The organism is Paenibacillus lentimorbus NRRL B-30488 (genome assembly GCF_000411595.1).
Classification (GTDB): Bacteria; Bacillota; Bacilli; order Bacillales; family Bacillaceae; genus Bacillus; species Bacillus velezensis.
Genome location: NZ_ANAT01000011.1, coordinates 306617 through 322002, shown reverse-complemented (window position 1 = coordinate 322002; position 15386 = coordinate 306617). Strand labels below are relative to the sequence as shown.

The following is a 15386-nucleotide window of genomic DNA, read 5'->3' as shown; positions in this document are numbered from 1 at the left end:
TTCACATGGAGAGAAGCAATTGTGTGGGTATATTGTTGCAGATGAGACCGTAGAATTGGCAGAAATAAAAAGAGAGTTAGCCAAACAACTGCCTGATTATATGGTCCCGGCACAGTTCATACAGGTAGATGAGATTCCACTATCTGCAAATGGTAAGGTAGATCGTAAATTATTGCCGGACCCAGAAAAGAATATTGAAGAAACTAAGATGATAAGGGGTTATGAGGCACCAAAGACCCAGACGGAAAAATTGGTAGTAGAGGCATTTGAATATGTGCTTGGTATGGAAAGAGTAAGCGTAAATGACAATTTCTTTGATTTAGGTGGATACTCGCTTAATGTAATCCGGCTGTGTAATGAATTAGAGAAGAGCACAGGGGTAAGGTTACCACTTAGAGAAATTTTTGATTTAGTTACACCAAAAAATATTGCAGAACAAATAAAAAACTCAAAGGAGAATACGTTTGAAGAAATACCAGAAATAGCAGAAGCAGAAAGCTATTCTATAAGTTCAGCTCAAAAGAGACTTTATCTTTTGGACCAACTAACAGGCCCTGGTATAACTTATAATATTCCTTTAGTAATCAAGCTTAAAGTTAAACCAGACAATGAGCGACTTCAGAGGGCATTGGATCAATTAGTAGAGCATGAGGAAATTTTAAGGACAAGTTTCCATATAGTGAATGGTGAACCAATTCAAAAAATTTCTTCAGATGCAAGAATTGTGCTGGAGCACAGTGAAGTAAAGACAGCAGATTCACAGTATATCCAAGATGAATATAATACTTTCGTCCAACCATTTGACCTGTCAAAATCACCACTAATGCGTGCAAAAATACTGAATACTCCAAGTGATTCATATTTATTCCTGGATATTCACCATATTTTATGTGATGCAGGAAGCATGCCAGTTATGCTTTACAAAATACAAGAGTTATATGAAGGAAGAGAATTGTTAACACCACGAGTACAGTATAAAGACTTTTCTGCTTGGCAAAATGCTAGAGATATCACAGAACAGGCAGCGTACTGGAAGAAAGAATTCTCCGGTGATATACCAGTCCTGGATTTAATCATGGATTATCCACGCCCTCATAAACAAAGCTTTAGAGGTGCTAATTTCCGAACACAGGTAGAAGAAAAAACGAGTATTAAAGTAAAAGAGTTAGCGAAGAAGTATGGTGCAACGGAGTTTATGGTGTTGTTATCCACCTTTTTCTCTATGTTAGGAAAATACAGTCGACAGGAAGAAATTATAGTAGGAACGCCAATATCGGGACGAAACCATACGGATACCCAAAATATGTTGGGTATGTTTGTAAACACTCTGGCAATCAAAGGGAATGTCTGCTCCGATGATACATTTGAGGATGTATTATTAAGTACAAAAGAGAAATGTTTACAGGCATACGATAACAAGGATTATCAGTTCGAAGATTTAGTTGAAGCAGTGGGAGTAAAGAGAGATTTCTCAAGAAACCCAGTATTCGATGTGATGTTTGTATTACAGGACGATGAGAGAGAGAGTTATTCGGATCGTATTCAATTTGGAACGAGGGAATCCGTTGAAGGAAGCATTTCTAAATTTGATCTTACCTTAACCATGATAAGTGATGCAGAAGGCTATAAGATTGATTTTGAATATTCCACAGACTTATTCAAACCAGAAACGATCGAGTACATGGCAAAACACTTCTTAACACTAATTGAAGGAGTTTTAATGTCTCCGGAAAAGAAGCTGCAGGATATTGCCATGATAGATATGAACGAAGAAGCAAAAATATTGGATGAGTTCAATATGACGGATGCAGAATACCCTCATAATAAGACGATTGTGCAGTTACTTGAAGAGCAGGCTGCCAGAATACCTAATAATGTAGCAATCACATTTAATGGACAACAGATGACCTATGCACAATTAAATGAACGGGCGAATGCTCTGGCAAGAAAACTTCGAAAGGACTATAACATTCAACCAAACGATTTTGTGGTTATCTCAACAGAAAAATGTTTGGAGATGGTGGTGGGCATATACGCTATTTTAAAAGCTGGAGCAGCTTATGTACCCGTTGATCCATCTTATCCAGAGGAAAGAATTAATTATATCATTAATGACTGTAAGCCAAGGGTAGTATTATGCGGCACAAAAGAACCCGAAGCTGACATTCCTATCATGTATCTTCATGATGAGGCAAATTATCAAATGGAATGCAGTAATCTTGTTCATGTAAATCAATCAAGTGATTTAATGTATGTTATTTATACCTCTGGTACGACTGGCTGGCCAAAAGGTGTTATGGTTCAGCATGTAAATGTAGTGCGATTACTGAAGAATGACAAGTTTAAGCTTGATTTATATGAAAATGATATTTGGGTTCAATTCCATTCTTATTGTTTTGATGTTTCGGTTTGGGAAATATTCGGAAGTCTATTGAATGGAGCAAAGCTTGTAATACCTTCTGAGGATACAGTAAAAGATGGATATGCCTTCGGAGAGCTGCTCCAAAAAGAAGCGGTAACCATCTTATGCCAGGTACCTTCACCATTCTATGCGTTGATCGATGCAACGACAGGACAAACAATAAATAGTTTACGATATGTTATTTTTGCAGGGGAGGCACTTTATCCAGCACATTTGAAGAAATGGCATGAGAACAATAGACATTGTCGTCTGGTTAATATGTACGGGCCAACAGAAACCACGGTATACGCTACTTATCGCGATATTGATGCTGAAGCCATCGAGAGAGGAATTAGCGATATAGGAATGCCACTTCCAACATTAAAGATTTATATATTAAATGGAAATGTACTTTGTGGAATTGGAGTTCCGGGTGAGGTATGTATAACAGGTGAGGGTGTATCTCAAGGATATTTAAATCGACAAGACCTGACAGACGAGAAGTTTGTACACAACCCATTTGGATCCGGAAAGATGTATCGGACAGGTGATTTGGCACGTTGGTTACCTAACGGAAACATTGAATATATTGGACGGATGGATGACCAAGCAAAAATCAGAGGATATCGTATTGAACCACGAGAAGTAGAAAGCCGTTTATTGGAGCTTGAAGGCATAAATGAAGCTGTAGTCATAGTGCGAGAAGACAAAAGGAATGAGAAATTCCTGTGTGCCTATGTAATAACTGAGACAGAAATAGAAGAAAAGGACGTTAAGATCAAGTTAAGTAAATTATTACCAGATTACATGGTGCCTGCACATATTATTTCGGTTGATGCGATTCCACTCACACGTAATGGTAAGCTTGACAGAGCATCATTGCCACAGCCGGAGTATAAGTCAAAGGAATATATTGCACCACGAAATGAATATGAAACTCTGATCGTGCAGGCATTTGAGAACATTCTAGATATTGAAAAAGTCAGTGTAACTGATAGCTTCTTTGATCTAGGGGGATCGTCACTGAAAGCAGTGCTCTTGTGCAATGAATTGGAGAAGGCCATAGGAGTAAGATTGTCAATTAGAGATGTTTTTACTTTTGGTACGCCCGAGCAGATAGCGGGAAATTTCGAGTCGATTGAGAGCGAGATGTTTGTGGCAATAGAACAAGCTTCAGCAGCTGAATACTACCCTACAAGTTCAGCTCAGAAACGACTCTATCTTCTGGACGAGATGACCGGACCTAATATTAACTACAACGTATCGGACGTTTATGCTTATGAAGAACCGCTAGATAAAGAAAGATTACAGAAGGCTTTGGATAAGCTGTTAAAGCAAGAAGAAATCTTGCGAACTAGTTTCCATGTTGTGGACGGTGAGCCTATTCAAACGATTTCTCCAGACGCAAGGGTTTTAATAGACTACAGCGAAGTGGACGAAATAGATATACAAACAGAATACGATAAATTTATACAACCGTTTGTTTTATCCGAAGCACCGTTGATGCGTGTGAAATTAATGAAGACAACAACGGCCTCCTTTCTATTTGTTGATATTCATCACATTATATGTGATGGAGAAAGCCTGCCAGTTATACTGCAACAAGTGAACGAATTTTATGAAAATGATGGAACTGATTATGAATAAGAGGAGAACTTATGAATAAAAATTCTAACCGTGTTCAGTATAAAGATTTCAGTGTATGGCAGAATTTTTATGACATCTCAAAACAGGAAGAGTATTGGAAGAGGGAATTCGCTGGTGAAATTGCTAGGGTGGATTTGAAGACGGATTTCCTCCGTCCTCAAATCCAGTCTTTCAGGGGAGACAATGTTGTAGCAAAGGTAAAGGAGCCATTAAGCTCAGGGGTTAAAAATCTAGCCCTAAAGCATGGTGCTACTGAATTTATGGTTACCCTATCTGTGTTCATTTTATTATTAGCCAAATATAGTCGCCAAAAGGATATTATTGTAGGAACTACCGTTTCAGGCCGAGTTCATGCAGATACTAAGGGTATGTTGGGGATGTTTGTCAATACTCTGGTGATCAAGGGAGAAGTTAGTCCGGATGAGACCTTTGAGCATTTGATATTAGCTGTGAAGGAGAAGTGTCTGCAGGCTTATGATAACCAAGAATACCAATTTGAAGATTTAGTTGAAGCCGTAGAGAAGAAAAGAGATCTCTCAAGAAATCCAATTTTTGATTTTATGTTCGGATTAAAAGAAAGAAAAACCGACGGAAATGCAAGGCCTATTGGGCGGAAAAAGTGCATTCATTAAAAGAAATGTCTCAAAGTTTGACTTATCCGTTCTGGTTGAATGTATGCCAGAAGGGTATGAGATAGATTTTGAGTATTGCACAGATTTATTCAAACAAGAAACGATTGAATATATGGCAAGGCATTATGTAACGCTGCTTGAGGAAGCCATAACACATCCAGGCAAAAAGCTTAAAGATCTGCATATGCTTGATCTCAGAGAACAAGAGAAGATCTTGGTTGATTTCAATGCAACGAATGTAGAATACTCTCGAGAACAAACAGCTGTCAGCTTATTTGAGAATCAGGTAGAGAAAACAGCAGGAAATATTGCACTTAAATTTGATGATAATAAGATGACATATGCCGAGCTGAATGAAAGAGCAAATCAGTTGGCGCGAACTCTTCGGGATTTAGGAGTGGCTCCAAACGATCTAGTGGCTCTAGTGACAGAACGCAGCATGGAAATGATTGTAGGGATATTAGCCATCATCAAGGCAGGGGGAGCTTATGTACCCATCAATCCTGAATATCCAGATAATAGAATTCACTATATGCTGGAGGACAGTAGTCCAAAGATTGTATTGACGTATAAGAATAAGCTGCCAGGGAAGGTAGAGATACCAGTATTAGATTTAGAAGATGAGAATAATTATGCTAATGAAACGGACAATCTTTTGCACGTTAACAGGTCTAATGATTTAGTGTATTGTATCTACACTTCGGGTACAACTGGAAATCCTAAAGGAGTTTTAATTGAACATCGAAATTTGGTCAATATGTGGGTCACCTATAAGGAAACATTTGCACTGAACGACAAGGATACGGTGCTGCAATTTGCAAATGTATCTTTTGACCAAGCAGTTGGTGATATCTTCCCTGCACTTTGCAATGGTGCGGCATTATGCATTGTACCAAAAAATTTAACATATGATATGGAGCAACTACAAAAATATATCGATCGAAATAATGTAACAACAGCTTCATTGACGCCTAAGGTAATAGAGGGGTTGTGTGCTGACGCATTACCGACACTTCGTTTGCTGGAATCAGGTGGTGAGGCAGGTAGCCTAGAAAGCTTAAAAGAATGGGCAAAAAAGTAGAAGTGCTAAACACATATGGCCCTACGGAGTCTACTGTAAATGCAACTAGTTTTAGAGTGAAAACAGACTCTACTTCTACTTCAATTACCATTGGACGTCCGATTGCAAATACAAGGGTATATCTTCTAAATGAAATGGAGCTATGCGGGATTGGAATACCTGGCGAGTTGTGTATTGCAGGAGATGGTGTAGCAAGAGGTTATTTGAATCAGCCAGAATTGACAGATAAGAAGTTTATTAAGAATCCCTTCGGTGAGGGAAAACTGTACCGTACAGGAGATTTAGCACGTTGGCAGCCAGATGGAAATATAGAGTATTTAGGTCGAATAGATGAACAAGTGAAAGTCCGTGGTTACAGGATAGAGTTAGGTGAAATTGAAAGTGTATTAAGAAAACAGAGTGAAATCGCAGATGCTGTCGTTGTTGTAAAAGAAGTTGGAAACGATGAAATTCTCTGTGCATATCTCATTGCAGAGAAGGGGCAGGAACTAAGTATACCCCAAATTAAAGAAGCGATGAGAGAAGAAGTAACGGAGTATATGATTCCTGCCTTTATGATCCAGATCGATGAATTTCCACTAACCATAAATGGGAAGCTGGATAAAACTAGGTTGCCAGAACCAGATATGTTAGAAAGCTTGAAATACGTACCACCAAGTAATAAGACGGAGCAAGCAATCGTAGATGTATTTGAGGAAATTCTAGGGGTATCCCCAGTTGGAATAGAAGACAGTTTCTTTGAACTGGGTGGACATTCGTTAAAAGCGACGGCAGCAATTAATGCCATCGAGAAGAAGACAGGAATTCGTTTGCCAGTAAAAGAGATATTTAGTTCACCAACTCCTTCCATGTTGGCGAGAAAGATTGAGGCCGCGGGAGAAGGTGAATACAGTCCAATCCCACAAGCAGAACAGAGGGGAGCTTATCCAGCATCCTCTACACAGAAACGATTGTTTATTCTGGATCAGATGGAAGGCAACAGTACAGCATATAACATGGCGTCAGCGCTAGAAGTAACGGGTAACCTTGATGTAGAAAAAATACAACAAGCCATAGATCGCCTGATCCAGCGTCATGAGTCGCTGCGAACAAGTTTTGTCATGACAGAAGGAGAAACCCTTCAAGTCATTGCAGACGAGGTATTCTACCCAGTGGAATATGAAGAAACTGACAGCTACAGTGAAGCCGATATGGAGCAATTCGTACGCCCGTTTGACATCGGAAAAGCACCACTCATGCGTTTTAAAGTAGTGAAAGAAAGAAATCGGAACAAATATATTTTACTATTTGATATGCACCATATTATTTCCGATTATAAGACGCTCAATCTATTAATCGAAGATTTCTCACGATTGTATAACGGTGAAGAGTTACAACCACTTGAACTCCAATACAAAGATTATAGTGAATGGATGCGTGCTAGAAATCTGGAGAGTCAGAGGGATTATTGGAAAGAAGTATTTAAAGAAGAGGCACCGGTTTTGGATTTGGTGACGGACTATCCACGTCCGAAAACCCAAAGTTACAAAGGAGCCCAAGTGTCTGTTCAACTTAGTAAAGAACAAAAAGTTGGAATTGAAAATATAAATAAACAAAATGGAACGACAGATTACATGACCTTACTGGCTGTATTTATGATAGAACTGCATAAATACAGCAGGCAACAAGATATAGTGGTAGGAACACCCATCTCCGGCAGGGTGCATCAGGACACCGAGACGATCGCAGGCATGTTTGTCAATACGCTGGCAATGAGAGGATATCCAAGGGGCGAGAAAACGTTCCTGGAGTTTTTAAGCGAGATAAAAGAGCTGGCCTTAAACGCGTATGAGAATCAGGAATACCCATTTGAAGAATTGGTAGAGGAAGTAGAAGTACGCCGTGATCTGTCACGCAATCCGCTGTTTGACGTGATGTTTACTATGCAGAATGACGAAGATATCCATCTTGCGATGGGCGAAGCCCAAGTAGACATGTTGGGCATTCATTTTATTGATGCCAAATTCGATTTGGATTTGCAAGCGACAGCGTATGAAGAGGGGTACGCTTTAAATCTGGTCTATTGCAGTGATTTATTTACCGAGACTTCAGCAAAGGTCATACTGGAGCATTTTAAGGTGTTGCTGGACAGGGTGATTGCTAACCCTGATATGAAATTGTCTGAACTCCACATGGTCAGTGAGGTAGAACAACAACGAATACTAACGGTTTTCAATGATACCCATACGGAGTATGCACAGAATAATACGGTAGTAGAACGATTCGAGAAACATGCGGAACAGACACCCGAGAAGACGGTAATCGAATACGAAACGGGAGTACTTCGTTATGGAGAAATCAACCGAAAGGCCAATGCATTGGCATGGGAACTGATTTCGTTAGGTGTCCAGCCCAATGATAGAGTGGCCATCATGGCTTCACTGGGAGCGGAAACGATCATTGGCATTTTAGGCGTGCTAAAGAGTGGAGCTTCCTATGTCCCGATTGATCCAGCGACTCCGAAGGAACGAATAGAGCATATCCTGAACGATGCAGCACCCAAAGTTATATTAACAAGAGAGAAGAAGCTGGAAACAGAAATTCCATTCCTCTCTATGAATCTGGAAGACCTGGGCGAGAAGGCGGAAAATCCAGCGTGTGCCGTTGAAACAGACGACATCGCCTATGTGATTTACACATCAGGAACGACAGGAAAGCCCAAAGGCGTGGCGGTTACACGAGGTAACTTGGATCATTACTTGTCGTATGCAGATAAAGAGTACCAGAAGGAAGCTTGTACGACGGTATTAATGACAAGCTTAAGTTTCGACCTCTCCGTAACGTCCTTGTTCTTACCGCTGATTAGTGGTGGATCTCTTCTATTAAAGGGAGGAGATACGGAGGAAAGGTTACGTGCAGCTTTAAAAGATAACAGGGTAACCTTCCTGAAGCTTACCCCGTCACATTTAAAAATGCTGGAAACCTATGCAGACGGCGTAGATGTGCCGAATTTAGAAACGCTGATTGTCGGTGGAGAGGAGTTCACCACAGATACGGCGTGGAAAACGCAGAAGCTATTGGGTGAAAGCGTCAAGATCCATAACGAATATGGCCCTACAGAGACTACTGTAGGATGCTGTGACTATGTCTATTCCAGCGAAAAAGATAAGGGTTTAAGTGTAGGAATCGGACATCCCATTGCCAATATGCAGCTCTATATACTGAATGAGATGGAGTTATGTGGTGCAGGCGTTCCTGGTGAGCTATGCATCGCAGGAGACGGAGTAGCCAAAGGCTATCTAAACCAGCCTGAATTAACAGCGGAGAAGTTTATCGACAATCCATATGGCGAAGGGAAGTTATACCGCTCTGGAGATTTGGCGAGATGGCTGCCTAACGGAGAGATGGAATACCTGGGAAGAATAGATGAACAGGTTAAAATCCGAGGATATCGGATCGAGTTGTACGAGATCGAGAGCGTTCTAAGGAATCAGCCGGGTATATCTGATGTAGCCGTTGTTGCATTGGAAGTAGGCGGTGACAAGAGTATATGTGCCTACCTGATCCCGACAAATCAAGAGCAGCAACTGGATATGTCTGAAATCAAAAATGATTTGAGAGACAAACTGCCTGAGTATATGTTACCTGGCTTTATGATGCAGATTGATGCCTTGCCACTGACTCCAAATGGGAAGATGGATGCAAAAGCACTGCCAGAACCAAATGCATTAGCAGGACAGGAATATATGCCACCAAGAACTAAAACAGAGAAAGTCATTACGGACATATTTGAAGAAATCTTAGGAATATCTCCAGTCGGCATAGAGGATAGTTTCTTTGAACTGGGAGGACATTCGTTAAAAGCGACGGCAGCCATTAATGCCATCGAGAAGAAGACAGGAATTCGTTTGCCAGTCAAAGATATATTTAGTTCACCAACTCCTGTCATGTTGTCGAGAAAGATTGAGGCCGCGGGAGAAGGCGAATATAGTCCAATACCACAAGCAGAACAGAGAGAAGCTTATCCAGCATCCTCTACACAGAAACGATTGTTTATTCTGGATCAGATGGAAGGTAACAGTACTGCATATAACATGGCGTCAGCGCTAGAAGTAACGGGTAACCTTGATTTAGAAAAAATACAACAAGCCATAGATCGTCTGATTAAGCGTCATGAGTCGCTGCGAACAAGTTTTGTAATGACCGAAGAAGGAGCATATCAAGTCATTGCAGACGAGGTATTCTACCAAGTGGAATATGAAGAGACCGACAGCTACAGTGACGCTGACATGGAACAATTTGTACGCCCGTTTGACATCGGAACAGCACCGCTCATGCGTTTTAAAGTAGTGAAAGAAAGAAATCGGAACAACTATATTTTACTATTTGATATGCACCATATTATTTCCGATCATAAGACGCTCAATCTATTAATCGAAGATTTCTCACGATTGTATAACGGTGAAGAGTTACAACCACTTGAACTCCAATACAAAGATTATAGTGAATGGATGCGTGCTAGAAATCTGGAGAGTCAGAGGGATTATTGGAAAGAAGTATTTAAAGAAGAGGCACCGGTTTTGGATTTGGTGACGGACTATCCACGTCCCAAAATCCAAAGCTACAAAGGAGCCCAAGTGTCTGTTCAGCTTAGCCAAGAGCAGAAAGCTGGCATTCAAAATATAAATAAACAACAGGGAACGACAGATTACATGACCTTGCTGGCTGTATTTATGATAGAACTGCATAAATACAGCAGGCAACAAGATATCGTGGTAGGAACACCCATCTCAGGCCGAGTGCATCAGGACACCGAGACAATAGCCGGCATGTTTGTCAATACGCTGGCAATGAGAGGGTATCTAAGGGGCGAGAAAACGTTCCTGGAGTTTTTAAGCGAGATAAAAGAGCTGGCCTTAAACGCGTATGAGAATCAGGAATACCCATTTGAAGAATTGGTAGAGGAAGTAGAAGTACGCCGTGATCTGTCACGCAATCCGCTGTTTGACGTGATGTTTACCATGCAGAATAACGAGGAAATCCATCTTGCGATGGGCGAAGCACAGGTAGAGATGCTGGGCATTCCTTTCATTGATGCCAAATTTGATTTGGATTTACAAGCTACAGCGTATGAAGAGGGGTACGCTTTAGATCTGGTCTATTGCAGTGATTTATTTACCGAGACTTCAGCACAGGTCATACTGGAGCATTTTAAGGTGTTGCTGGACAGGGTGATTGCTAACCCTGAAATGAAATTGTCTGAACTCCACATGGTCAGTGAGGTAGAACAACAAAGAATACTAACGGTTTTCAATAATACCCATACGGAGTATGCACAGCATCATACGGCAGTGGAACGATTCGAGAAACATGCGGAACAGACACCCGAGAAGACGGTAATCGAATACGAAACGGGAGTACTTCGTTATGGAGAAGTCAACCGCAAGGCCAATGCATTGGCATGGGAACTGATTTCGTTAGGTGTTCAGCCCAATGATCGAGTGGCCATCATGACTACCCTGGAAGCGGAAACGATCATTGGCATTTTGGGCGTGCTAAAGAGTGGAGCCGCCTATGTCCCGATTGATCCAGCAACACCGAAGGAACGAATAGAGCATATCTTAAACGATGCAGCACCCAAGGTCATTTTAACAAGAGAGAAGACTATGGAAACGGAAGTCCCATTCATCTCGATGAATCTTGAAGATCTGGGTGAGAAGGAGACAAATCCAGCGTGTGCTGTTGAAAAAAGTGACATAGCCTATGTGATTTACACATCAGGAACGACAGGAAAGCCCAAAGGTGTGGCGGTGACACGAGGCAATCTGGATCATTACTTGTCGTATGCAGATCAAGAATACCAGAAGGAAGCTTGTACGACGGTATTAATGACAAGCTTAAGTTTCGACCTTTCCGTAACGTCCTTGTTCTTACCGCTGATTAGTGGTGGATCTCTTCTATTAAAGGGAGGAGACGCGGAGGAAAGGCTGCGTGCAGCATTCAAAGATAACAGGGTAACCTTCCTTAAACTTACCCCTTCCCATCTAAAAATGCTGGAAACCTATGCAGACGGCGTAGATGTCCCAAATTTAGAAGCGCTAATTGTCGGTGGAGAGGAGTTCACCACAGATACGGCGTGGAAAACGCAGAAGCTATTAGGAGACAGGGTCAAGATTCATAACGAATATGGCCCTACAGAGACTACCGTAGGATGCTGTGACTATGTCTATTCCAGCGAAAAAGATAAGGGTTTAAGTGTAGGAATCGGGCGTCCCATTGCCAATATGCAGCTCTATATACTGAATGAGATGGAGTTATGTGGTGCAGGCGTTCCTGGTGAGCTATGCATCGCCGGAGACGGAGTAGCCAAAGGATATCTAAATCAGCCTGAATTAACAGCGGAGAAGTTTATCGACAATCCATATGGCGAAGGGAAGTTATACCGCTCTGGAGATTTGGCGAGATGGCTGCCTAACGGAGAGATGGAATACCTGGGAAGAATAGATGAACAGGTTAAAATCCGAGGATATCGGATCGAGTTGTACGAGATCGAGAGCGTTCTAAGGAATCAGCAAGGTATATCTGATGTAGCCGTTGTTGCATTGGAAGTAGGCGGTGACAAGAGTATATGTGCCTACCTGATCCCGACAAATCAAGAGCAGCAACTGGATATGTCTGAAATCAAAAATGATTTGAGAGACAAACTGCCTGAGTATATGTTACCTGGCTTTATGATGCAGATTGATGCCTTGCCACTGACTCCAAATGGGAAGCTGGATGCAAAAGTACTGCCAGAACCAAATGCATTAGCAGGACAGGAATATATGCCACCAAGAACTAAAACAGAGAAAGTCATTACGGACATATTTGAAGAAATCTTAGGAATATCTCCAGTCGGAATAGAAGACAGTTTCTTTGAACTTGGCGGAGATTCTATTAAAGCGATTAAGGCCGTTTCGAAGTTACGGGAAAAAGGTTATAAGCTTTCTTTCGCCGCATTAATGTATCAGCAGACCCCAAGAAAGATTGGGGAAAATATTCAAATGGGAGAAGTAAATCAAGTATACGAACAGGGAGAAATCAATGGGGAAAGTCCATTAACCCCTATACAACTAGAATTTTTCAATAAGAATCACGTCGTACCTAATCATTATAATCAGGCCTTAATGTTAAGAAGTGATGAGCCATTTGACATACCTAGTTTAAAGACAGCAATTACTGAAATCATTAAACATCATGACGCTTTAAGAAATGTATATGACGGACAACGTCAAATCACGCTGTCTACAGAGGAAAGCAAGCTATATGATTGGTATGAAAAAGATTATACAAAAGTGCAAGATGTATCGAAAGAGATAGAGTATGCCAGCGATAAATTACAGGCGAGCATAGACCTAGCCACCGGGCCTTTAGTAAAAGTAGGGCTGTTCCATTCAGACAGTGGAGATCATTTACTAATTTGTGTACATCATCTGGTCATAGACGGTGTATCATGGAGAATTCTGCTGGAGGATTTATTTAGTGGATATCGACAAATACAAGAGACAGGTAAAATCACGCTGCCAATGAAAACGGCTTCGTACAAGGAATGGGCGAATGCTTTAACACAATATGCTAAGAGTGAAGTGCTTTCAGATGAAATAGCATACTGGAAAAATATATCGGATAAATCAAATAGTACTGAGACATTCAAGAGTACACAAACAGCAAGTGGTCAATATAAAAATAAAGTAGTGAAAGTGGACTCTGAAACGACGAAAAAGCTGTTGCTCGAAGCTGGAAAGACATATAAAACAGAAATAAACGACTTGTTACTGGCATCGCTGACCATTGCAGTAAAAGAATGGAGAAAATCTAAGTACCTAACCATAGAAATGGAGGGTCACGGGAGAGAGACAATAGATAGAGAGATCGCCATCGATCGTACAGTTGGTTGGTTTACAAGTGTATATCCTATTATTTTGGAGACAAAAGATACTGTTGAAGAAAGCATTTTGGAGACAAAACAAACATTGAAACAGGTCCCTAATCATGGAATTGGATATGGAGTTTTGAGATATCTTGGTGAGCATAGCGGACTTGAGATGAGCGCAGCAATAACATTCAATTATCTTGGAGAATTGGATAACGAGATAGACAGAATTGAAGGAATATCCATGTCGGGAATGCCATTAGGAAGAAGTATGTCAGAAAAAAATTCATCAGGAATGGGATTGTCTCTAAATGGGGCTGTTTTAAATGGGCAACTTGAATTTGACATCATATATGATACTGGATTGTATACTGACGAGGATGCTCAAACATTGGTATTGGCATATGAAAGAGCAATTAAGGATGTTGTCGAAACGTGTTTAACCAGAAAAGGAACAGTAAAAATGCCATTAGATGAAACATTAATTGGTGATAACCGTGATGGCGATCTAAAGTGCATGATACAAAAACAGTTGAATTATTATGGAGATAACTATATTAAAACACGTTCTACTTTAGAATGTCCTGTATTGACAGGACATGAGGATTTCTTGCGACCGGATACAGAAATTATTACTGAAATCATAACAATAGAAGGAACGGCAGAGAACGCTTCTTTATCACTCAGAGGAATAATTTCCAGGCATGGGGCATTAAGAACGAAATTAAATCAAAAAATGACCTATTTAGAAGAATACGATTATTCAGATGAGTGGGAAATTCCAGTAGTGAAAGGAACCTTAGAATTATCTGCAGAACAATTTAAAGAAATTGTGAATGAAATGAGTTTTCTAACTGATGATAAGCTGTTATCTAGATTTTTAATCGTAGAAATAGATGCAGATCATTGCTTAGTACTTAGTGCAATTCATCATTTAATATGGGATGGAGTCTCACAAGATTTGTTTAAGGTTATGCTTCATGAAACTTTGAACAACAGACTTACCACTCCCTATAACTATTCTTTCATAGAATATTGCAAAATGATTAAAAAGAAAGTTGACGAACTGGAAATTCCTGGTACTCAAGAGTCTAACATGGAAGAGTATATTGAAGCTGCTAAACAATCTGCTGATTTGGTCTCTCGACGAGACACTAAGAGGTCTACAGAAATTCATGTAAAACTAAATGAGTTACAATATCAGAAATTTAGCGAACAACCCATTAATACAGCAGTAGAATTTATATCAAGGCTTATGTATAGTGACTTACCTGAAGAATTAAATAACATCCCTGTTTCTGTTTTGACACATAACAGAGATGAATTCAATAAGGAAATGTTGGGGCTAACTTTAAATTTAGATTATTCAATTTATGATAGGAAAAGTAAAACGCAAAAACAGCTTTTATCAACATCAGAAAAATCGAGTATTAATCAATCTGCAATTACAGAAAAGTTGTTTCTTATAGCACAAAAGTACGGTTTTAATGAAATGTCCCATCGCATTCCAATCATTAATTATCAGGGAGTCCTTGATAAGTTTGCAAGTAGAGATGACATATCACTTGAGAAGATGTTTTTACAAACACAGATTATAGAGTCTGAAGATTTTGGAGTTAGCATGCACTTTTACATTCAAAATAGTACTCTAATTGCTCGCATTACAGGCATTACAATTGAAGAAGAGCTCCTTAATGATGTCATGAAGAATATTTAATGTTGTATCTTACCCGT

3 protein-coding genes and 1 pseudogene are annotated in these 15386 nt (G+C 40.2%); all 4 read left to right on the top strand.

Annotated elements, in window-relative coordinates:
* Positions 1 to 19 precede the first annotated feature (19 nt).
* The 4 genes and pseudogenes from D368_RS08335 (at position 20) to D368_RS08320 (ending at position 15369) form a co-directional block, all read left to right on the top strand.
* Complete coding sequence (locus D368_RS08335) at positions 20 to 4048, top strand: non-ribosomal peptide synthetase (protein ID WP_486129241.1); 4029 nt, start codon at positions 20 to 22, stop codon at positions 4046 to 4048.
* A gap of 11 nt (positions 4049 to 4059) precedes the next feature.
* Entirely contained in the window at positions 4060 to 4680 is a 621-nt protein-coding gene (locus tag D368_RS08330) for a condensation domain-containing protein (RefSeq protein ID WP_128574716.1), read from the top strand.
* Positions 4643 to 6345, top strand: a pseudogene (locus D368_RS08325) (non-ribosomal peptide synthetase); the annotation flags it as partial. The gene D368_RS08330 and the pseudogene D368_RS08325, both read left to right, overlap by 38 nt.
* Positions 6346 to 6387: 42 nt before the next feature.
* Complete coding sequence (locus D368_RS08320; protein WP_486129245.1) at positions 6388 to 15369, top strand: amino acid adenylation domain-containing protein; 8982 nt, start codon at positions 6388 to 6390, stop codon at positions 15367 to 15369.
* Positions 15370 to 15386 lie beyond the last annotated feature (17 nt).